This is a genomic window from Sediminihaliea albiluteola (genome assembly GCF_014077625.1).
Lineage (GTDB): Bacteria > Pseudomonadota > Gammaproteobacteria > Pseudomonadales > Halieaceae > Sediminihaliea > Sediminihaliea albiluteola.
The window spans coordinates 1,169,660-1,190,656 of sequence record NZ_JACFXU010000013.1 but is presented as its reverse complement, the minus strand read 5'-3'; the positions used below and the strand labels follow the sequence as shown (position 1 = coordinate 1,190,656).

17 protein-coding genes are annotated in these 20,997 nt (G+C 50.4%); 14 read left to right on the top strand and 3 right to left on the bottom strand.

From position 1 onward, the window contains the following. The first annotated feature begins 2 nt into the window (after positions 1 to 2). Positions 3 to 839, top strand: coding sequence for a PEP-CTERM/exosortase system-associated acyltransferase (locus H2508_RS06325; RefSeq protein WP_182170315.1), 837 nt, complete (start codon positions 3 to 5; stop codon positions 837 to 839). After that, the gene (locus H2508_RS06320; protein ID WP_182170312.1) at positions 832 to 1,695 is read left to right on the top strand and encodes a ThiF family adenylyltransferase; all 864 of its coding nucleotides are present in this window, start codon (positions 832 to 834) and stop codon (positions 1,693 to 1,695) included. Before H2508_RS06325 ends, H2508_RS06320 begins: the two co-directional genes overlap by 8 nt. Here H2508_RS06320 and H2508_RS06315 read toward each other — a convergent pair. Continuing rightward, positions 1,678 to 2,745, bottom strand: coding sequence for a nitroreductase family protein (locus tag H2508_RS06315; protein WP_182170309.1), 1,068 nt, complete (start codon positions 2,743 to 2,745; stop codon positions 1,678 to 1,680). The two genes, H2508_RS06320 and H2508_RS06315, sit on opposite strands and share 18 nt — an antisense overlap. A gap of 230 nt (positions 2,746 to 2,975) precedes the next feature. Between H2508_RS06315 and prsT the strand changes: the two genes are divergently transcribed. Next, positions 2,976 to 5,762 carry an XrtA/PEP-CTERM system TPR-repeat protein PrsT gene (prsT, locus tag H2508_RS06310; protein ID WP_182170306.1) on the top strand — a complete coding sequence of 929 codons (2,787 nt, stop codon included), beginning with the start codon at positions 2,976 to 2,978 and terminating at the stop codon, positions 5,760 to 5,762. 33 nt (positions 5,763 to 5,795) lie between these two features. Here prsT and prsR read toward each other — a convergent pair whose 3' ends face one another. After that, positions 5,796 to 7,154 carry a PEP-CTERM-box response regulator transcription factor gene (gene prsR, locus H2508_RS06305; RefSeq protein WP_182170303.1) on the bottom strand — a complete coding sequence of 453 codons (1,359 nt, stop codon included), beginning with the start codon at positions 7,152 to 7,154 and terminating at the stop codon, positions 5,796 to 5,798. Between the two features lie 36 nt (positions 7,155 to 7,190). Beyond that, positions 7,191 to 9,254: an XrtA/PEP-CTERM system histidine kinase PrsK gene (gene prsK / locus H2508_RS06300; RefSeq protein WP_182170300.1), complete on the bottom strand. Its 2,064-nt coding sequence runs from the start codon at positions 9,252 to 9,254 to the stop codon at positions 7,191 to 7,193. A gap of 186 nt (positions 9,255 to 9,440) precedes the next feature. Here prsK and H2508_RS06295 point away from each other — a divergent pair, with 186 nt between their 5' ends. The 11 genes from H2508_RS06295 to H2508_RS06245 all read left to right on the top strand — a co-directional run bounded on the left by H2508_RS06295 (position 9,441) and on the right by H2508_RS06245 (position 20,995). Then, positions 9,441 to 10,466, top strand: a complete 1,026-nt coding sequence (locus tag H2508_RS06295) for an SDR family oxidoreductase (RefSeq protein WP_182170297.1) — start codon at positions 9,441 to 9,443, stop codon at positions 10,464 to 10,466. A gap of 20 nt (positions 10,467 to 10,486) precedes the next feature. Beyond that, entirely contained in the window at positions 10,487 to 11,782 is a 1,296-nt protein-coding gene (locus H2508_RS06290) for a nucleotide sugar dehydrogenase (RefSeq protein ID WP_182170294.1), read from the top strand. Positions 11,783 to 11,989: 207 nt separating this feature from the next. Continuing rightward, complete coding sequence (locus tag H2508_RS06285) at positions 11,990 to 12,373, top strand: hypothetical protein (RefSeq protein ID WP_182170276.1); 384 nt, start codon at positions 11,990 to 11,992, stop codon at positions 12,371 to 12,373. Positions 12,374 to 12,501: 128 nt separating this feature from the next. Further along, a complete protein-coding gene (locus tag H2508_RS15305) occupies positions 12,502 to 12,774 on the top strand; it encodes an HPr-rel-A system PqqD family peptide chaperone (protein ID WP_408014919.1) in 273 nt (90 codons plus the stop codon). Continuing rightward, positions 12,771 to 13,697 carry an HprK-related kinase A gene (locus H2508_RS06275; RefSeq protein ID WP_182170270.1) on the top strand — a complete coding sequence of 309 codons (927 nt, stop codon included), beginning with the start codon at positions 12,771 to 12,773 and terminating at the stop codon, positions 13,695 to 13,697. The genes H2508_RS15305 and H2508_RS06275 overlap by 4 nt, the downstream gene beginning before the upstream one ends. Next, positions 13,694 to 14,785, top strand: a complete 1,092-nt coding sequence (locus H2508_RS06270; protein WP_182170267.1) for a nucleotidyltransferase domain-containing protein — start codon at positions 13,694 to 13,696, stop codon at positions 14,783 to 14,785. The genes H2508_RS06275 and H2508_RS06270 overlap by 4 nt, the downstream gene beginning before the upstream one ends. Positions 14,786 to 14,943: 158 nt before the next feature. Then, positions 14,944 to 15,921, top strand: a complete 978-nt coding sequence (locus tag H2508_RS06265; RefSeq protein WP_182170264.1) for an ExeA family protein — start codon at positions 14,944 to 14,946, stop codon at positions 15,919 to 15,921. 391 nt (positions 15,922 to 16,312) lie between these two features. Further along, a complete protein-coding gene (locus H2508_RS06260) occupies positions 16,313 to 16,963 on the top strand; it encodes an XrtA/PEP-CTERM system exopolysaccharide export protein (RefSeq protein WP_182170261.1) in 651 nt (216 codons plus the stop codon). 27 nt (positions 16,964 to 16,990) lie between these two features. Continuing rightward, on the top strand, positions 16,991 to 18,511 hold the full coding sequence (locus H2508_RS06255) for an XrtA system polysaccharide chain length determinant (RefSeq protein WP_182170258.1): 1,521 nt from the start codon (positions 16,991 to 16,993) through the stop codon (positions 18,509 to 18,511). Positions 18,512 to 18,542: 31 nt separating this feature from the next. Further along, a complete protein-coding gene (locus H2508_RS06250; protein ID WP_182170255.1) occupies positions 18,543 to 19,493 on the top strand; it encodes an XrtA-associated tyrosine autokinase in 951 nt (316 codons plus the stop codon). Continuing rightward, positions 19,493 to 20,995 carry a TIGR03016 family PEP-CTERM system-associated outer membrane protein gene (locus H2508_RS06245; RefSeq protein ID WP_182170252.1) on the top strand — a complete coding sequence of 501 codons (1,503 nt, stop codon included), beginning with the start codon at positions 19,493 to 19,495 and terminating at the stop codon, positions 20,993 to 20,995. Before H2508_RS06250 ends, H2508_RS06245 begins: the two co-directional genes overlap by 1 nt. Positions 20,996 to 20,997 lie beyond the last annotated feature (2 nt).

The following is a 20,997-nucleotide window of genomic DNA, read 5'->3' as shown; positions in this document are numbered from 1 at the left end:
CTATGTCTGAGGGCAAAACTTTATTAGTTGATGATTTTCGTCGCTTCTTTGCCGTCAGTATCGCAAGTAGTGCTGAAGATATTCAACGTTGCTTTCACATTCGCTACCGGGTGTATTGTGAGGAGTTTGGCTACGAGCCGAAATCTCGCTTTGCTGATGAATTTGAAAGCGATAGCTTTGATAGTGCTTCTCACCACTGTTTGATCACCCACAGGTCTACGGGGCGAGCTGCAGGCTGTGTGCGTTTAGTTGAAACCACCCCGGGGCGGCCACTGCCGCTGGAAACGTTCTGTGGGCAAGCACTGGATGCCTCGGCGCTGGCCTTACTCGATGACAACCGCAATAGATCCTGTGAGATTTCTCGTTTGGCTGTAGATAGTGACTTTCGTCGGCGTGCAGGGGAGGACCAAACTCGTTTTGGTGAACCTTCGGGAATTGACTATAGCTTGCGAGAGAAACGCAGCTTCTCGCTGATTGCCGTTGCGGCCTATCTTTCGGCTACAGCGCTGGCCGAATTGACAGGGAGAAATCGCGTGTTTGCCATGATGGAGCCTTTCTTGCCTCGCCTGTTATCGCGCTCAGGTATTCATTTTGTGGCTGCGGGTAGCGAAATCGATTATCACGGTTGGCGCGCACCTTATACAATTGACTCAGCTGATGTGGTGGCTCACATGGCCCCTGAGTTAAGTGCTTTATATCAGGCAATCCACGCTGATTTTAGCGAGAGTTGGTCGGCGTCCAAGTTATTAAAAGAAAGGGCTGAGCTTGAGAGCCTAAGGCGACAGCCTCGTTTGGGCTTGCAAGCCCTGTTTGGCACTTGGGGCCTAAGTCATGCTTGATTTCGATTATAGCGAAGCATTCTCTCGCAATTTGGGCTGGGTAACTGAAGACGAGCAGCGACGCTTGCAAAGCAGCCGTGTCGCCATCGCAGGTATGGGTGGGGTGGGTGGCAGTCATCTGCTGACACTGGCCCGCCTTGGTGTTGGTCAGTTTCATATTGCGGACATGGACCAGTATGAGTTGGCCAACTTTAATCGCCAGGCAGGGGCCACAGTTGCAAGCTTGGGGCGCAACAAGCTTGAGGTGATGGCAGAGTTAGCTCGAGGCGTCAATCCGGGTTTACATTTGACCGAGTTTCCTCATGGCGTTCAGCAAAGCAATATTGATAAGTTTCTTGAAGGGGTCGATTTGTATGTCGACGCTTTAGATTTTTTTGTGCTGGATGTGCGTCGCGCCGTTTTTGCTGCCTGTGAGGCTAAGGGGATACCAGCCATTACAGCGGCACCGCTTGGTATGGGGGTGGCATTTTTGGCCTTTGCCCCAGGTGGAATGAGTTTTGAGGATTACTTTCAATTAGAGGGTCAGAGTCCAGAAGAGCAAGCCATCCGTTTTCTCTTAGGCTTGTCCCCGCGCATGCTCCAGATGAAATACTTGGCAGATCCCGAGCGGGTCAATTTTGCTGAGCAGCGCGGACCTTCAACCGCGATGGCTTGTGAGCTTTGTGCTGGGATGGCGGCTACTCAAGGCTTGAAGTTGCTGCTGGGACGTGGGCGAGTGCCGCTTGCTCCCCGTGGCTTGCACTTTGATGCCTACCGCAACCGCTTAGTGAATACTTGGCGTCCCGGAGGCAACAACAACCTATTGCAGCGACTCTTATTAGCGATAGCGCGGCGCAAACTAGGTATTAGCGCTTGAGTCGAAAACTGCTTTTAATGGCAGTCGTTGGGAGAGGACTGCCCCTTGTTTTGGATAGCCCACCCGTAACAGCATGTGTAGAGTCGTGTTTTCACTTAAGTTGAAAAGCTTGTCACAGCTGCGTTGCAGTTCAGTGGCTTTCCTCTGCAAGTGCAGAGCTAAGTGTTGATTTTTGTGTTGGTGCAGCTGATCCGATATGACATAGTTCGGGTGTACAGCAATACCCTGTACGTTCAGTTCAGTCCAGATCCTTGTCACTAAGCGTCCGGCATCAAAAGCGCCGCGCTTATCATTAGTGCCAGTAATGGCTATTAAGGCAGGTCCTTTAGCGACAGGCGCTGCGTCAATGCTGGCGAGCAAGCGAAACAAACCGAAGCGGTTTAGGTAGGTCATACGCTGCCAGTTTGCAATTGCTTTTAGAAACAGTCCCCCCCCGGGCGGCAGGCCTAGGGTGGCGAGGTCTAGACCATCGCCAGTGGCTGCTTCTGCAGGGCTTAAGCGAATACTGTCAATGAGCATGCGGTGAGCATCCTGCCGCTGAAAACGTATCTGTGTCGCAAGCTTGACCAGTTTGCTAGCTTCTCTAATCGTCTCAGGGTGTTCTATTATTTGGCATTGCGCTTGTCCTTCAGTCATTTGGGCAAGCTGGCTTAAGAGTTGTGCCGCCAATGCTGTCGAGTGGTAAGCGCAGCGGTTAGTGTGGCGCTGGTAGCAATTGTGCTGTTCAGCAGAGACTTCATGCTGGCTGTTATTAGAAATGCGGATCCAAGCGTAGTTGCCGCTCTGATCTGGTTGTTCCTCAGGTAGCCGGAGTTGTGGTTCCATGCCCCAATCACTAGCTCCTTGCATGCCATGCTCAACGGCAGCGCCTATCGCCAATAAAGTTGCCGGGTGATCGGCAGCAAAGGTTTTTCCAGCAACGCGGGCACTATCGTAGGATAGCCGCAAGTCCTGCGACTCATGGCTGATTTTCCAAGGTTGGCTATTGTCCGCAGATGGTGCTCGAGCGATCAGTTTGACAAGTTCAGCTAAGGCCTGCTTTGTAGGCATAGTGTGTCCTTTGAGCGAATAATCGCTAGCTATTGAGCAAACTGTGACCCAGTGCACACTGGGCTTGCTGCTCGGGCTTCTTTTTGTGTGCACAACTGCGTAAATTGGTTAGTAATTAAGCAGAGAGAGTATGCGTCGCTTAGTCATAGTGTTTGCTACAAAGGTGAGCGCATTCACCAATAGATAATAGCAGTAATTCACCTTGGTACAGGGTCGAAAAGGAAGTAACAATGAGCTATAAGCGATCGGCTTCAGCAGCCTTAATGATAGTGTTTGTTTTATCTTTGCTTGCTTGCTCAAGCGATATTTCAGATGCCGAGTATCTTGAACGGGCAGGTCAGAATTTGTCTGCAGGTGACAGTGCGGCTGCTGTTATCCAACTAAAAAATGCAGTGCGTCAAAACCCATCGAATATGGAGGCTAGGCTGCTGCTCGGTGAGCTGCACTTCCAGGCCGGTGATTTAGAGGCGGCGGAAAAAGAATTAGGTCGGGTTATCGATCGAGCAAGTGACGAGCAGCGTGATCGCGTACTGCCTCTGCTTGCTCAAGCCTGGGTTTCTTTAGGGCGCTTACAAGATGTGCAGGCGATCGAGTTAGAGGGGCTCTCCGATAGTAGCCGTGGGGCAGTGTTAGCCGCCAAAGCTATGGCTGAGATGCAGCAGGGACAGTTGGCTGTCGCTCAGCGGCGCCTAGCAACTTCCTTGGCTTTAGCGCCTGATAGCACTTACGTAAAGTATGTGGAAGCTATGCTAGCTGCTCGCAATGGCGAGCTAGCGACGGCACGTGATCATTTACTCGCCTTGACTGAGCAAGCCCCGGACTATGGGTTGGCCTGGGCTCTACTGGGTGATGTAGTACAGTCCAGTAATCCCGCAGACGCAGCTAATTATTATAGCCGTGCGATTGAGCTCAACCCTGAGTTGTTGGGATATCGTCTTAAGCGAGTTTTTGTCAATATTCAGCAGCAAGCCTTTGATGCCGCGCGCAATGACCTGAAAGTACTACTAAATAATGTACCCCAGTCCCCTCGAGTTAATTATGCTCTAGGGCTCGTGGAGTTTTATGCGGGTAATTACCCAGAGGCATTATCGGCGCTGTTAATTGCCGAGCCAATAAAGTTTGATATTCCGGGCGTGTTACTTTACATGGGCTTAACTCAGGCTCAGCTCGGTGATCATAACTTGGCTTACCGTCACATCAAAGATTTCTACGAGCTTGATAACAGCAACCCTATCGGTAATCGCTTCATGGCCGAGATGTGGGTTAGGTTCGGCGAGGCGGACAAGGCTGAACAGCTGGTTCGCCAGATGCTCGAAGAGACGCCAGGCAACAGTGACCTGTTAAATATTCTTGCCAACTCACTGGTCAGTCAACAGCGCATGGATGAGGCGCTGGATGTCTTATCCGAGGTAGCGCGTTTAGAGCCTGGCTCGGCCTCGGCTCAAATGCGTTTAGGGGCTGGCTACCTCAGCGCTGGACGTGAGCAGGAAGGATTTAATCTCTTAGAGCAGGCCATTGAAATGGCACCGGAGTCGGGTAGTGCTGATGCTGTTCTGGTGGCTGCATTGCTGCAAGAGGGCGAGAATAAAAAAGCCCTTGAGGCGGCGCAGGCTTACCGTGACCGCGCGCCAGAACAGCCTGAACCGTGGCTGTTAATTGGCCGTTCGCAGTTTGCATTGAGAGATAAAGCATCGGCCAAGCAAGCATTTGAAAGGGCGGATGTGTTAGAGCCGGGCAACCCCTCTGCTAACCACGCGCTGGCGACGCTGGCCTTTGCTGAGCAGGACTATGCTGCCGCTAAACGCTATTACGAAGTGGTGCTGGCAGAACACCGGGACTTTGTGCCAAGTTTGATGGCACACGCAGCAGTGAGCGCATACCAAGGTGATTTTGAGACTATGCTCACTTTCCTTGAGCGGGCACGTAGTGCTAAGCCGCAATACTTACAAGCGCGCTTGTTGATAGCTCGATATTACTTGAGTAATCAACAGGTCGAGAATGTGGCTAGTGCCTTCACTGGTCTGGAACCACAGTATATGGATAACCCAGCAGTGCTCAGGACCATGGCTTTGGCAAGATTGCAGCAGGGTGAGTTGGAGCAAGCTAAGCAGCAGCTGCAAAAACTCTTCAAGTTGATCGACCAACCTCGTGTGGCTGACTATCGAGTGTTAGCTGCGGTATCAGAGGGCTTGGGTGATAAAGAAGGGATGGTCAGTGCATTAAATAGTGCCTTAGAACTCAATCCTGAAGATCCAGGCCTGCAGTTATCGATGGCCCGCTACGCATACACTCAAGCTGATCGCGAAAGTTTCAATCAACATCTTACGGAGGCCTTGCGGCTGGCGCCGGGGAGTCCGCAGGTATTGCAGTTACAAGCAGCCGCCGCGAACTTAGATGGTAAGTCGGGTGAAGCACTCAGTATTTTGCAACAAATGCATGCGGATCAGCCCAGTGTCAGCACGCTGATGAATTTGGTACAGCAGCATCTGCTGATGCGTAATGAAAGCCTAGCAAAAGACACTTTAGAGTCTTGGGTTGATCAGCATCCAGCTGACGTGGCTCCGCGCTTGCTCTTAGCTGAACGCTTCCGCTTAGCGGGAAGCGCTGGAGATGCTATGGAGCAGTTTAGCGCGGTGCTTAATGTAGACAGCAATAATGTGGTGGCCTTAAATAACTTGGCTTGGATGCTGCGTGACGAGCAACCGGCGCGCGCCCTGGAATATGCGCGTGCTGCAGTTCAGCAAACTGAGGGTAAGTCTGCTGCCGTGCAGGATACCTTGGCCATGGTGCTGAGCAGCAATGGAAAGTATGGAGAAGCTAGGTCTATATTTTCTAAGTTGCTGGCAGAGTCTCCAGAGGTTCCTGAGTTTCAGTATCACAGTGCACAAGTAGAGCTCGCTGCCGGGGATGAAGTGACTGCACGTGAACTACTTAAAAAGCTACTTGCTAGCGATAAAGAGTTCTCTGAGCGCGCAGCAGCTGAGGCCTTATATGCAAAATTAGCTGCAGCAGATTGAACTCTGCTGCATTGGAGGGGTAAGGGTTAGCCTTCAGTTTTTAAGCTGATACCTTTCCAATAAGTTATACAAAGTGGGGCGGGTGATGCCAAGCAGGCTTGCCGTGTCCGATATGTTATCCCCGCAGTGACTTAAGGCGCGTAAGATGGCCTTGCGCTCCGCGTCCTCCCGGACCTGCTTTAGGTTCAAGGGCAAATCTTGCCCAGTGGCCACACTTTCTAATTCTAAGTCTTCGCTAGAGAGGCTTGTTCCTTCGGCGAGAATCACAGCACGTTTTACCCGACTTTCGAGTTCGCGCACATTGCCGGGCCAGTGATAGCTTTCAATCGCTTTGCGTGCCTCTGTGTCGAATGATTTAATATTGCGGCCCATTTCCCGAGCAAAGCGGTCGAGAAAGACAGTCGCTAATACCAGCGCATCACCGTCCCGCTCTCGCAGTGGTGGAATAGTGATGCTTAGCTCACTCACTCGATAATAGAGGTCTTCCCGGAAGCGGCCGTCGGCGATGCGGGCTTCTAAGTCTTGATGGGTGGCGCAGATAATGCGTACGTCGACCGGGATTTCCTTGCGCCCGCCAACTCGCTCAACCACCCGCTCTTGCAGGAAGCGCAAGAGCTTGGCTTGTAGCTCCATGGGTAGATCGCCGATTTCATCTAAGAACAGCGTGCCGCCATCTGCATATTCAATTTTTCCGGGTGTGGTTTGAGAGGCACCCGTAAAAGCGCCTTTTTCATATCCGAATAGTTCGCTCTCCAATAGGTTCTCAGGAATCGCGGCACAGTTAATAGCGATCATTTTGCCCTTGGAGCGATGGCTTAATTCGTGCAAAGCTTGAGCAATGCGCTCTTTTCCAGTGCCACTGGCACCAAGGATTAAAGTTGTGACATCGGTAGGTGCGACTTTTTCAACGGTCCGGCATACACGAAGCATTTGCGGACTAGTTGCAATAATGCCTTTGAGAGGCATTTTGTCTTCAAACTGGCTGAGCCGATAGTTCTCCCGCTCGAGTTCAAAGACACGGTAGGCGCGGTCCACAATCATATTGAGTAACTGTGGATCAACCGGCTTCTGGTAGAAATCATACGCGCCGCGGCCGACGGCATTTACCGCATTAGCGCGGTCGCTGTCGCCGGTTACCACTACAATTTTGGTTTCCGGTGCAAGGGATAGAATGTCACTGAGTGTAGCCAGACCTTCGCTCACGCCCCCAGGGTCTGGCGGCAGGCCTAAGTCGAGAATCACCACACCGGGTTCGTAGCGGCGCAGTTGAGCGATAGCCTCCTCACGGTCACCAGCAATGGCCACTTCAAAATCTTCAAAGGCCCACTTTAGCTGGTTTTGAAGGCCTTTATCGTCTTCAACAACCAGCAAATGTTTTTTTGTTACAGCCACATCGCTACTCCTTCCTTGCCGCTGTTAGGCGGCGCCTTACTCGTTATTATCGGGCGCTGGAATAAACACCCAGAATGTCGAGCCAGAGCCCTCTTGGCTATCAACGCGGATATCGCCACCAATACTGCGAATATACTCTCTGCTCTCAAAGGCACCAATGCCCATACCTGTTAAGCCTTTAGTACTGTCAAAAGGTGTAAAAAGTCGTTTGCTGATAAACTCTGGACTCATGCCCTGACCGTTGTCACGAACGCTGGTCACCCATAGTCTATCCTGAGCGTGCAAACGCAGACTGACCTCGCCGTGCTTGCCACAGGCATCCTGTGCATTTTGAACTAAGTGTGTAAATACAGTGGCTAGGCGCTCAGGGTCTGCCTGCATCGGAAAGGGGCCAGCTTCAACTTGCAGGCTAGGGCAGGGCTTTCCAGAAGAGCGATTGGCGACAACTCGGCCCAATAACTCCGCAAGGTCAAAGTGTTGAAGTTCTGCTTCGCGCAAGCCGCTGCGCATCTGCTCCATCAAGCGCGTCATGCGCTCCACCGAGTTGTGTATGGTATCAATCATATCATCGATAAACTCTGGGTTATGCTTATGTTTTTCAGCATTAGCGACGATTAAGGATTGCTGTGCGAGGATGTTTTTCAGGTCGTGAATAACATAGGCGGAGAGACGGTTAAAGGCGTCAAATTGGCGCGCTTCTACTAGCGCCTTGCGGGCTAAAAACTGAGCCAAGTGGCTGGCGGCCTGACGCGCGGCGGTTTTGATGAGGTCGCGTTCTTCCCAGTGAATGCTCTGCTGTAAATCGGAGCGTCGTATTAGCAAAATACCAGGGAGGCGGTTGCCAAACATCAAAGGCACTATTAGCCAGGGCTGCGATACTCGCTGAACCCAGTTGGGGAGGATCAGCTGAGGGTAGCTACTAGGCTGCTGCTGGAACTCATCAATATCAATTACCCAGCCGCTTTGGCTAAGCCAGTGAGCTAGGTTGCCCATGCCAAGCTCACCTTCCGGTGGCGGCATCTGGTAATTAGCCAGCAAAGTGTAGCGGCCACCTTCTTCTGCAAAGAGTAAGCCTGCTTGGCTGCCCACTAAGGGCACCATGGCTCGCACGATACCCTCCGGTACATCGTCATCGTCAATCTCGGCGAGGGAGCGGGTGAAGTTTAGCCATTCTTCACGGTAGTCATATTGGTAACTGAAAAAGTGTTTGCTGAGAAATACCCGAGTTTTAGCACGAAACTTGTCTGATAGCAGAAGTACCAATAGAAAAGCGCCTGCGGCAACCATGAAGGAGGTTTGCAGCACGCCGCCCCAAGTGGTGTCCAGCATTCGAATAAGGTATCCGACAGCTGACATGGCCATCAGGTAGCAACCAGCGGCAATAATAGTCACCGAGTGGAACACAACATGGCGCGATACATGCAAGCTGAGTTGCCAGTCTGAATTGCGAGCAATAGCCACAGCCAGCAGCGGTGCGGCTACTGTTGAAACAAGACCCCGCGCTTGCCATAGATTGGCGTCTAGCTTTAGAAATAACAGACCCTCTGCGTAGAGGAAAAAATCATAGCCAAACAGGCAGCATAGGCCCAGGCCTAGGTACTTGATTGACCAGCGTTCACTGTCAGATGCATTGCGAATTAACTGTTCTATCAAGACTAGTGCAATGATCGAAACTGCCAGCCAGGTAAGCGGTGTGATTGTGCTGCTACTTTTAGCTATTGCTGGGGCGATGCCGCTCAGGGCATTAGGTAGAAATAGCAGCGTTGTTACAAGCAACAGGCCCGCACAAAACACTGATATCCAGCGCTGTCCAGCTAAAAGCCAGTATTGGTCTGCAAATTGACTACTTGTTAGGCGTAATAAGAGGAAAATCCACGCGGCATTACGGCATAATTCTGTTACTTGTATTAGCACTAGCGGTGGCTGCTGTGCGAGGGTACCGATACCAATCGTGCCGGCCCAGACCGCGGTAAGTAAGTTGGCAATAATCAGTAGCGCAGCATAGGGGCGCTTGCGCCAAGAGACCAACAGCAACAAGCTAAGCGCCCCAAATACAAAGCAGGCAGCTAGGTAGCTATAAAGTCCCACATTATCCGGCATATGAATACCTGTATGCTCCAGCAGAGCGGTAGCGCGTCAAGATAGAGAGGCGTGATTTAGCTTTATCGTGCTTTGCAGTACTTATAGACACTATACTCTAGCTTTAAAGCTGTAAATGCTGAGCACCTTGATTTGAGACTCAGTACACAGTAGAAAGCAGCATTTTATATTTAGGGAGAGTGGTAGATGACGAGCCAGCAAAGACTCAATGATGAATTACAGCAGCAACAGTACAAATGGCTGGTAACTGGGGCGGCGGGCTTCATTGGCTCTCACCTTGTAGAAGAGTTATTAAAGCAAGGTCAGCGTGTTGTTGGCTTAGATAATTTCTCAACGGGTCGCCAAGAAAACTTAGATGATGTGCGACGCATAGTAGGCGAAGCGCGCTGGGAGTTGTTTGACTTCCAAGAAGGCGATATTTGTCAGCTCGAGGATTGTCAGCGTGCCGTGGTGGACGCAGACTTTGTATTGCATCAAGCTGCACTGGGCTCTGTTCCGCGCTCCATAAAAGATCCTCTGTTAACAAACCACAACAATATCAACGGCTTTCTTAATGTTTTGGTTGCAGCCCGGGACGCCGGAGTGCGACGGGTTGTTTATGCCGCGTCTTCGTCTACTTACGGAGATCACCCTGACCTGCCTAAACAAGAGGAGCGTATTGGCAAGCCTTTATCACCTTATGCTGTGACTAAGTATGTCAATGAACTCTATGCTGAGGTGTTCGCGCGCACTTACGGAATGGACTGTATCGGCTTGCGCTATTTCAACGTATTTGGTCCTAGGCAGGATCCACAGGGCGCTTATGCTGCGGTGATTCCTCGTTGGATCGAGTCGCAAATACAAGGTAAAGCCTGTCGAATTAACGGCGATGGCAAAACTTCACGGGACTTTTGCTTTGTAAGCAATGCAGTGCAGGCAAATTTACTAGCTGCAACAGCCACTGACCCTGGAGCAGCTAATCAAGTGTTTAATGTTGCTGTTGGTGGGCGCACCAGCCTCAATGAATTATTCGCTTTAATTCGTGACTTACTGATTAAGGCTGGTGTAACAGTGACAATCCCTGAGCCTGAGTATGCTGATTTTCGCGAAGGTGATGTGCGCCACTCACAAGCCGATATCAGTAAGGCCTCGCGTTTACTGGCTTACCAGCCAGAATTCGACGTCGCTAAAGGCTTGGAGCTAAGCACACGCTGGTATTTAGAGCAGCAATAAGCACTCAAGGGATTAAATCTATGACTGATAAAATTGCAATTGTTGGCCTAGGCTACGTTGGCTTGCCACTGGCAGTGGCCTTTGCACGCCTGCGACCCACGCTTGGTTTTGACCTCAATGAATCAAAGTTGGCGCACTATCGACAGCACTATGACCCCAGTGGTGAGGTTAGCAAGGAGGCACTGCAGGCCGCGGAGTACTTGGAGCTGAGCAGTGACCCAAGTCGTTTACAAGAGGCAGCAATCATCATAGTGGTAGTGCCCACGCCAATTGATGATGCTCAGCGGCCAGATTTAAGACCATTGGAGGCTGCTTGCCGGACGGTAGGACAGCATTTGCAGGCCGGAGCCACGGTGATTTTTGAGTCCACGGTCTATCCCGGCTGCACTGAGGAGGTTTGTGTGCCAATTCTCGAGCGTGAATCGGGGCTCGAGTGGACTCCTGACAGTGAGCAAGGCTTTCGCGTGGGCTATTCGCCTGAGCGTATTAACCCCGGCGATACCGCACACAAACTAGAAACCATTATTAAAGTCGTTTCTGGTGACTCTCAAGCAACTCTAGAACGAGTCGCTAAGCTTTATGAAAGTGTCGTGCTAGCCGGAGTGCACCGAGCCGCAAGTATCAAAGTCGCAGAGGCTGCTAAGGTCATTGAAAACACCCAGCGTGATTTAAACATAGCGCTGATGAACGAGCTTGCGATGATCTTTAATCGTTTAGGAATCGATACATTGGACGTACTGGAAGCTGCCGGTACCAAGTGGAATTTTCTCCCATTTCGCCCCGGCTTAGTGGGAGGGCACTGTATTGGTGTTGATCCCTATTATCTTACTTATAAAGCCCAGAGTGTCGGTTTCCATCCACAGGTGGTCTTAGGTGGTAGGCAGACCAATGACGGTATGGGTAAGTACATTGCCGAGCAGACGGTCAAGCAATTAGTCCGTGCTGGGCACCCAGTCAGCGGTGCCCGAGTGGCTGTGCTAGGGCTGACTTTTAAGGAAAATTGCCCAGACCTGCGCAATTCAAGAGTGGTGGATATCATCCGTGAACTGCAAGACTACTGCTGTGATGTGAGGGTGCACGACCCTTTGGCCAGTGCCGATGAGGCGCGCTTGGAGTATGGCTTGGAGTTGCAGCCGCTAACGGAGTTAGTCAATGCCCAGGCTGTGGTGTTGGCGGTCCCGCATAAAGAATATTTACAAGGTGGCCTAGATGCCATCAGTCGGCTGCTAAGTGAGCGGGGGGTGGTCATTGATGTGAAGTCAGTTTTGGAGCGCAGAGAAACAGCTCCAGGCGCTATGCCGCCTTGGCGTCTATAATAGGCATTGTAATACTAGGTATGACTGTCAGCTTTTTTTACAGTTCTACCAAGGTTTTGTCGCTTGGATAGGAAGTGGCTAAAAATTACCTTTATAATCAATGACTAAGAAGTTTGGCACGTTATGTGCTTCATTTTTATATTAGCCGCTGCCCAAGCTAATAGAAGTGGATTCATAGCAGCTTAGCTACAAGGACAGGTTGTGAGAATGGATAGTGAAGCAAATAAGGATCTCGATAAAGCAGAACGCTCGGAAGCTATAAGTGCTGAGGGACAGTCCCAGCCAAGTGGAATGTCCAACTCGCGACGCCAGTTCGCTCGTGGTGCAGCTGTAGGAGGTGTTGTACTTTTGTCCTTGGGTAACCGTTCGGCTTGGGGAGTGATGACCAGCACTGATAAAGTCTGCTTTTCTAAAGCACTTTTAGAGTCCTTCGCAATGAATGGGCTTGCTTCCATGGCCCCTGGTACTGAGCGTGAGTCTGAGATTCAGCGCTTTTTGAGCTACGAGCAAATGCACCCTAATGCAGTGGCAAGTGAAGAGGTGGTTGGTTCGGAGCTCAAGGTCTGTTTCACTGAACCAGACATTCAATAAAACGCTGCCTGAGCGCTAACTGCTTTTTGTTGGCGAGCAAGCTTTTACATTAATAGCTTGTAGGCTGTGCGATAAGCTATAGTTATCCGACATAATCCTCCCTTAATAACAAACAATATTACTGTGGGGTGTTCCGCGTGTGGCGTTTAACAGGGCCGGCCAGATTCTACGATCGATCCGAATCAGCTTTTGTGTATTATCAAGTGGATAGTGGTGATACACATTTACTGAGTGAGACTGTGTTCCCAATACTGAAAGCGCTTGCCGAGAAGCAGCGCAGTACCACTGAATTACTGGACCATTTATGTCAAAGTGATGGCCTTGGATCGGGGGTGACAGAGGAACAGCTAGTCCAGCAACTTCAGTCCTTATCGGCTGCAGCTATTGTGACGCAAGATTGACTAGCCAAACCTTAGCATCATTAGATGATACAGAACTTAGCCGTTACCTCGAGGGCTCCGGCTTACGTTTTTGCGTTGGACCTTATACCTATGCCTTGCGCAGCCCTTTGCCGATTATTCGCTATGGTTTGGCGCGGCTCTATGCTGATCACCCTCTTGCTGCCAATGATGGCTTTGCCGACTTTCACTTAAGCTTTAGGGCAAATGGCCTACTCGACTTCCTGCGTGGCCATATTCACTTTCAAGTCGATGAGCAGAGCCCTTTTGCTGCTATACCCAAAGCCCAAGCCTACGCTTTTCTTGAGTGGGGTATGAACTGGTGTGTGTCGGTTACCTTGCATGAATACCTGAAGTTGCATGCCGCCGTGGTGGCGAAAAATGGTGTGGCAGTTGTATTGCCGGGCTTGCCTGGTGCTGGCAAAAGTACCTTGAGCGCGGCACTCGCTCTGCGTGGTTGGCGTTTATTATCGGACGAACACGCTATGCTTGAACCCGGCAGCAATAAGCTTGTCCCTTTGCCGCGTCCGGTTAGCCTTAAAAATGACTCCATTGAGCTAATTCAGGCTTTTGAGCCCTCAGCGATTATGGGGCCTGTATCTGAAGATACTCATAAAGGTAGTGTGGCGCACCTCAAGGCTGATCTTGCCTCTGATAGCCATGATTTGGCTCGTTTGCCAGCGAGGTTTTTAGTTTTTCCACGCTATCAAGCAGGGGCTAAATTGCGACTTAGTCCTAAAGGTCGAGCAGAAAGCTTTATGTTTGCTGCACACCACTCCTTCAATTATAGCCTGCTAGGGGAGTCAGGTTTTGACTCCATGTCCCGCTTCATCGATAACCTTGAGTGTTTTGATTTGCACTATGGGAGTATTGATCAGGCTCATAGCGCGATGGAGTCTTTATTGCACGGGCGGTATGGTGCATGAGGCCAAGTGTTGCCGATTTATTGCGTAATCCCGGTACAGCTTTTTCTCTGAGCTTGTCTGATTGGGATCTGCTGGTTCCACAGCTGCGACAAACACGCTTATTAGGCACTTTGCGCAGCCTCTTGGCGGCTCAGTCGGATGATGATAGGAAAATCCCTCAAGAGGTCTGGCGTCACTTAGATGCAGGTTGGCTACTGCATCAGAAGCAGCGCCACAGTTTAGACTACGAGTTACAGCACCTTGTCAGTGCCTTAGCAGAAGTTGATGAGCCGGTACTGCTGCTCAAAGGGGCGGCGTACTTGTGTGGAGACTTAGCGCCAGCAGCAGGTCGCTTGATTTCCGATATCGACATTTTGGTACATGCTAACAAACTCCCCCGAATTGAGAATGTTTTGTCTAGCTATGGCTGGAGCGCGGGTGCGATTGATCCATACAATGAGCGCTACTATCGACGCTGGATGCACGAAATACCGCCCTTGGGGCATGTTGAGCGAGGCTCAACACTCGATGTACATCATACCTTGCTGCCGCCGACCTGTGATGTTGCTATTGATCCATCGACCTTATGGGCTGAAGCTCGTGAATTACAGCCTGGGGTCAAGGTTCTGTGTCCAGTAGATATGGTGATACACAGCGCGGCCCACCTTTTTCACGAGGGGGAGTTTGATCACGGTTTAAGAGACCTCTGGGATCTCGATTGTCTGCTCAGGCATTTTGTCAAAACAGAAGGCGCTGATTTTTATCCGCAGCTGCTACAGCGGGCAAGTGATATGAAGCTCTTAAGACCGCTGTATTACGCTTTGCGCTATGCCAGCAGCTTCTTCGCTACGCCAGTGGATCTGGCGGCTCTGCAATCGATGGGATTACAACAACCCTCGTCAGCACAAATAAAGCTGATGGATTTCTTGTTTGTTCGAGCGTTTACACCAAAGCATAGCGCCTGCCGACTGAGCGGTACTGGTCTGGCCGAATTTTCCCTCTATCTGCGTTCACATTATTTGCGTATGCCGCTGCGTTTACTGCTTCCCCACCTTATACGCAAAGCTTGGATGGATTGCTTTCCAGCTGCTGCCAGTTCAAAAAACTGAAGCAACACAGCAGGTGAGGCGGTTTTAATAAAGCCAGCTATTTTATATTTTGAGCTTCAAAGTCATGTTTAGGGTTTAGGGGCCCGCTTGCAATGTTCAAGCTGGTCTGCAAAGCTTGATTGATAAGCCGCAGGGCGGTAAAGGGATTAGAAAAGCCGATGTATGAACGGATATTCAAGCTCAGCGCGGAACCATTTCGGCTAAGTCCGGATCACCATTTTTGTTATGAACATGAGGCTTACGCCAAAGCTCGCGCTTATATGGCCTACGCCTACATGCGTGCTGAAGGCTTTGCCATGATTACCGGCCGCCCCGGTACCGGTAAGACTACGCTGATAGGTGACTTAGTGGACAGTCTGGCCGACGAGTCGGTCAATACAGCTCACTTAGTATGTACCCAGCTTGAAGCTAACGATCTTCTCAAGATGGTGGCTTATAATTTTGGTATTAGCTCTAAAGTGGTAGAGAAAGGTGAGCTATTACAGCAGCTTACTGAGTTACTGCATCGCTGGAATAGGGAAGGGCGTCGCGCACTACTAATTGTTGACGAGGCGCAGGACCTCAGTGTGTCAGCGATGGAAGAGCTCCGTTTGCTAACTAATATCCAGAGTAAGGGCAATCCATTACTGCAGATATTTTTGCTGGGCCAGCCAGAGTTGCGAGAGTTGGTACTGCGGCCAGAAATGGAGCAAGTGCATCAGCGCATAGTTGCGGCCAGCCACCTTAAAGCGCTGGAGGAAAGGGAGACAGAGGCCTACATACGTCATCGGCTTGAGCGGGTGGGTTGGCAAGGGGACCCCCAGATAAGTAAAGCTGTTTACCCTCTAGTCTATAAGTTCAGCGAAGGGGTGCCACGACGTATTAATTTAATTTGTAGTCGTCTATTACTGCATTGCGCGGTGGAACAGCGCCATCAGCTGTTGGTCGCTGATGTAAAAGAGGTTATCACCGAACTGCAGGGCGAGCATTTAGCCGCGGGCACAACATTCTCCGATCAAGATTTCGAGGCCCCCGATCACTTTGATGAGCCAGAGCCACAGTCCGAAGGCGAAGCGGCCGATAGTCTGGAAAATAGCACTTCAAAACCAGCAGCTGAGGTCGATGCCGAGCAAAAAAAAAAGCTGAAACTGCCTTAGACCAAGGTGGTCATGCAGATATTTTTCCCGAACCCGAACCCGAACCCGAACCCGAACCCGAACCCGAACTAGGCAGAGATCAGCTTGCGAGCTTCTGGCAGAAGCATTCGATAAAGCTCATTGTGATCCTAGTGCTGCTTTATCTCATGTTCGTTTATTAACAGGGCGCGATTAGCGGCCAAGATCCCTAGTGGCATAAATTAATTTTATGGCACTTGATTACTTTGCCGACTTAAAAACCCCTCTTAGCTTCCATTTTCTCGAACTAGACTTTTTGCCGTGTGACCCTCTTCACATTAGTTAGAGATAAATCATGTGCTTTTGACTTGACGTGCTATGCTGAAATCAATCACTTCCTAGCATAAATAACCTTGGGTTATAGGAGATAACGATGTCGGCTTGTTATAAAAACAATAGGGCGGTAAGCCTTAAAAGCTGGATCCGCAGCGCTGCGCTCTTAGTTATGGCCTTTGTTGTAGCTGCCTGTGCAGGGTCTTACCCGCCTGTTCCTCAGTCTGACCGTCTGGCTGCTCCAGACTTCGATTATGTGATTGGTCCCGGAGATACCTTAGAAATTTTTGTGTGGGGTAATGAGGAGCTCTCTTCCGCAGGCATCGTACGCCCCGATGGTAAGTTTACCACTCGCTTAGTGGAGGATTTACAAGCGAGTGGTAAAACCTCGACTCAGCTGGCGCGTGATATTGAGAAATCTTACGGTGATTACGTACGCCAACCAGTGGTCAGCGTCATCGTTAACGGTTTTGTCGGTGTGCCACAGCAGCAGGTCAGGGTGGTTGGCGAGGCGACCCAGCCGGCGAGTATTCCATATCGCAGGCATATGACCTTGCTTGACCTGATGATTGCCGTTGGCGGCATGACCGAATTTGCCTCAGGTAACAGCTCAGTGCTAGTGCGTATGGAAGGGGGAGTCCAGAAATCCTATGGTCTGCGTTTGGACGACTTGCTCAAGGATGGTGATATCTCAGCTAACTTGGCCCTAATGCCCGGGGATATTGTGATTATTTCTGAGTCGTGGTTTTAAACTGTCCCGGTCAATAGGCAAGGTAATATGCAAGATACAATAGCGCAGCTCTGGTCTTATGTGCTGGGCATATGGCGACACCGCTGGTTGGTGTTGATAGTAGCATGGGTGGTTTGTATGGCTGGTTGGATGTGGGTTTGGCGATTACCCGAGGCCTATGTAGCGACGGCCCGAGTATACGTTGATAGCAATAGTGTCTTGCGCCCATTGCTAAAAGGCTTAACGATTCAGCCTAATATAGACCAGCGTATTGCGATGATGAGTCGCACTCTGTTGAGTCGGCCTAATTTAGAAAAGCTCATGCGTATGACCGACTTGGACTTGGACGTTAATACGGAAATGGAGCGTGAGGAGATGGTTGCCCGATTAAGGAAGGCCATTTCACTATCTGGTGATCGCGCTAATTCATCGCTCTATTCAATTTCTGTTATGGACTCCAATAGAGATACGGCGAAACGCTTAGCACAATCATTGATCACTGTGTTCATAGAGAGTTCACGTACTGAAAGGCGCGATGGTGGCTCGGGTGCTCAGGATTTTCTCGATGATCAAATAGCGGATTATGAGAAGCGTTTAATAGCCGCTGAGGCTCGCCTAGCAGAATTCAAACAGAGCAATGTGGATATGCTGCCGGGCAGTGGTGGCGATTACTATAGCCGTTTGCAGGCTTCCCGAGCGCAGCTCGACGAGGCTCTGCTGCAGCTGCGTGAGGCGGAAAACCGTAGACGTGAATTAGAGCGACAATTACTCGGTGAGGAGCCAGTGTTTCTTGCCAGTGGTGGTGGAGGGTCCCCGATGGATGCCCGTATACAATCACTACAGCTCAAGCTTGATACTCTGCGCTCACGCTACACGGAAAAACATCCAGAAGTTAGGCAGGTACAGGGTTTACTCGATGAGCTAGAGGAGGAGAGAGCCTCTCAGTTGGCTGTTGCCGGGCCAAGCGCCTACGGTTTATCTGCCAGTCCGGTGTATCAGGGCATGCGCGGCATGTTAGCGGAAACAGAGGCCAGGGTAGCTGAACTTCGAGTCCGAGTGGCTGAGTATGAGAGCAGAGTTGTTGAGCTAGAAAATAAAGTTAATAGCATTCCTGAGGTTGAAGGACAGTTAAAACAACTGGACCGGGACTACAGTGTCCTAGTGTCTCAGCACCAGCAGTTATTGCAGCGCCGCGAATCGGCTAAGTTATCAGAGGATGTGGAGCAAAAAACCTCAGAAGTAACCTTCCGCGTGATTGACCCTCCTTTTGTGCCTATAAAGCCAAACGAACCGAACAAGGTGCTGCTAAACGCGGGTGTACTACTTCTGGGTATCGGTGGTGGCACGATGGTGGGACTCTTACTGTCAATTTTGTCGCCTATCGTTAGCGATTCTCGTACCTTGGTTAATGTCACGGGCTTACCTTTGCTGGGAACCGTTACCTTAGCGCAATCGGCATATGAAAGGCGCAAAGAACTTTACGCTACTCTCACTTACGCATCGCTTGTGGTAGCGCTTTTCCTAGTCTATGCCGGCCTTAGTCTCAAGCAGAGTTCATTAATAGGGTAGAGACTATGACACAATTTAGGGTCGCCAAATAATGAGTATCATTGAAAAAGCAGTAGGGAAACTGGGCTCTAGCCCTAAGCCGGAACAGCCGCAGCCTACAAGTATTGAGAGCGCGGATGAAAGGTCGGGGCGCTCATCACAGGATAAAGTCTCGCATTCATCTCGAGCTGCAGAGGGCACAGTTAAGCTGCGAACAATTGAAATTCCCTTCGACAACCTGCACCAACGGGGTATGTTAACCCCTGCTGTACCGCGAAGTTTAATTGCGGAAGAGTATCGCAGTATCAAGCGCCCCATTTTGAAAAATATTGATGGTAAGACAGCCAGTGAGTTGCGCTTTGCTAACTTGGTTATGGTAACTAGTGCACTAGAAGGGGATGGAAAAACATTCTCCTCGATTAACCTCGCCATTAGTATCGCCATGGAAATGGACCGGACGGTGCTATTTGTCGATGCAGATGTTGCTAAAGCTACGGCCGGCAGTTTGTTAGGCGTACCGCGCAATAGCCCTGGCTTGATCGATGTTCTAGAGGGTAATGGAACTCAGATTGGTGATGTAATTTGCCGTACTAACATGGACAAGCTGAGTATATTGCCTGCGGGGCGGTCACACGAAAAATCTAACGAATTGCTAGCCAGTGAGGGCATGAGCAGATTGATGGGTGAGCTCTCGCAACGATATTCCGACCGCGTTATCGTCTTCGACTCGCCGCCCCTCTTGCTCACCACCGAGGCAGGTGTTTTGGCTAGCTTCGTTGGCCAGATCGTGTTTGTGGTTAGTGCTGATCGAACCCCTCAGCAAGCAGTAGTGGAAGCGATTGAACATATCAGCGAAGACAAAATGGTTGGCATGGTTCTGAATCGCGCTAGACGACGCAAGTTCATTGGTTTTGGCTACGGCTATGGCTTAGGTTACGGCTATGGTTATGCTGAGAATAATCCGGAGGCGCCGGCACCAAGACAGTCTGCGGTGTCGTCATAATGAGAAAAACCCCAAGTGCAGGCCTGTGGCGCTACATCATTGTATTTCCTATGACTGCGGTGCTGTCCTGCTCTAGCTTAGTTTCAGCGGCTGAGTGGGAGCGCTCAGCTGGCCTGTCATTGGGGGCGATTTATTCAGATAACCTTTGCCTGAGTAAGGAAAATAAAGAGAGTGATGTCATTGCTACAGCGACGCCAAATGTACGCTTAAAGGCGACAGGTGCTCGTGCACGTATTGATCTCTATGCCGCAGCTCAATTCAGTACTATTGAAAATAGTGATATTGATTGTGGGGTCGGTGGTAGCAATTCGATCTCACCTGCACCGCGAATTCGCTTTAATGGCAATGCTGAGTTGTTAGAAAACTGGTTGTATCTTGATACCACTGCTTTCGCTGATCAGAATCGGATAAACCCCTTTGCCGCTGGTGGCGAAGACGCACTGGACGGGCGCAATAACCTCAATACTAGCTATCAATATAGCGTGTCACCTTTTGTTTCGCGAAGGTTGACGCCTAGCAGCCGCCTCTTTCTTCGCTATCGATATAGTGAAGAGTTCAACTCTGAAAATCAGGTCAATGATAATCAGCGGCAGGAGGTCGATTTCGACATTGGGACATCTCCGGAGTTAACGCGGCTTAGTGTTGGCATCAGTGCTAAGTATAGTGATATAGACTACGACAACCGTGAGGGTGGAGGCGACTTTTTTAATAGCCAGCTCTCATCTGCCCAGCTGCGCTCAGCTTGGCAAATTAATCGCACTTGGCAAATTAATGCTTATGTAGGTGAGGAGTGGAATGATTACGTCACGGTATTCCAGGATTCCGATGGTGGCTTCTGGGATGTCGGAGTAACTTGGACACCCAGCACTCGTGTGACGGTACAGGCAGGTACTGGAGAGCGCTTTTTTGGCAGCGCCCCGAGGGCTTCCGTAGAGTATCGACACAAGCGCAGTGCATTACGCGCAAGCTACTTTCGCGATTTGACTTACGATCGATCACTCCGCGGTCAAGATCTTTTTGCCAATAATATCGATGACTTGCTTGACGGCGGGCTGCCGGGACAGGATGAAATTTTTGGGCCGGAAGGTCAGCAGACCACGGTGAGCAACAGCCCTATCTTAAGAGAGCAGTTTTTGCTGTCCTATCACTTTGGGGCACAGCGCACTTCATTCACAGTAAATGCCTCTCACTCAGAGCAAACTCGCGCTGTCGATGGCTACAAAGATAGCTTTATCTACGCTGGAGTCGGAGCTACCAGACAACTTAGCTCCAAGTTAAGCGCCTATACACACTTGTCCTGGAACCGCCGTAAGCCTGATGAGGCTCGCAGTGCTGTTGACAGAGAGTCCGATGTGGCGCGCTTTATCCTTGGCCTCAATCGCAAAATTGGCCAAAGGACATCGCTGGCTTTGAGCTATCAATACTCTGAACGAAGCTCGAAGAGTGCATTGAATGAATACGAGGAAAATCGCATCGTTTTCCAATTCAGATATCAGCTTTAAGG

Excerpts from the sequence above, each read along its gene's own strand:
- H2508_RS06295 (WP_182170297.1), top strand. The coding sequence starts at position 9,441 with ATGACGAGCCAGCAAAGACTCAATGATGAATTACAGCAGCAACAGTAC.
- H2508_RS06265 (WP_182170264.1), top strand. The coding sequence starts at position 14,944 with ATGTATGAACGGATATTCAAGCTCAGCGCGGAACCATTTCGGCTAAGT.
- H2508_RS06245 (WP_182170252.1), top strand. The coding sequence starts at position 19,493 with ATGAGAAAAACCCCAAGTGCAGGCCTGTGGCGCTACATCATTGTATTT.
- prsK (WP_182170300.1), bottom strand. The coding sequence starts at position 9,254 with ATGCCGGATAATGTGGGACTTTATAGCTACCTAGCTGCCTGCTTTGTA.
- H2508_RS06285 (WP_182170276.1), top strand. The coding sequence starts at position 11,990 with ATGGATAGTGAAGCAAATAAGGATCTCGATAAAGCAGAACGCTCGGAA.
- H2508_RS06270 (WP_182170267.1), top strand. The coding sequence starts at position 13,694 with ATGAGGCCAAGTGTTGCCGATTTATTGCGTAATCCCGGTACAGCTTTT.
- H2508_RS06250 (WP_182170255.1), top strand. The coding sequence starts at position 18,543 with ATGAGTATCATTGAAAAAGCAGTAGGGAAACTGGGCTCTAGCCCTAAG.
- H2508_RS06255 (WP_182170258.1), top strand. The coding sequence starts at position 16,991 with ATGCAAGATACAATAGCGCAGCTCTGGTCTTATGTGCTGGGCATATGG.
- H2508_RS06315 (WP_182170309.1), bottom strand. The coding sequence starts at position 2,745 with ATGCCTACAAAGCAGGCCTTAGCTGAACTTGTCAAACTGATCGCTCGA.
- H2508_RS06260 (WP_182170261.1), top strand. The coding sequence starts at position 16,313 with ATGTCGGCTTGTTATAAAAACAATAGGGCGGTAAGCCTTAAAAGCTGG.
- prsT (WP_182170306.1), top strand. The coding sequence starts at position 2,976 with ATGAGCTATAAGCGATCGGCTTCAGCAGCCTTAATGATAGTGTTTGTT.
- H2508_RS06320 (WP_182170312.1), top strand. The coding sequence starts at position 832 with ATGCTTGATTTCGATTATAGCGAAGCATTCTCTCGCAATTTGGGCTGG.
- H2508_RS06325 (WP_182170315.1), top strand. The coding sequence starts at position 3 with ATGTCTGAGGGCAAAACTTTATTAGTTGATGATTTTCGTCGCTTCTTT.
- H2508_RS06290 (WP_182170294.1), top strand. The coding sequence starts at position 10,487 with ATGACTGATAAAATTGCAATTGTTGGCCTAGGCTACGTTGGCTTGCCA.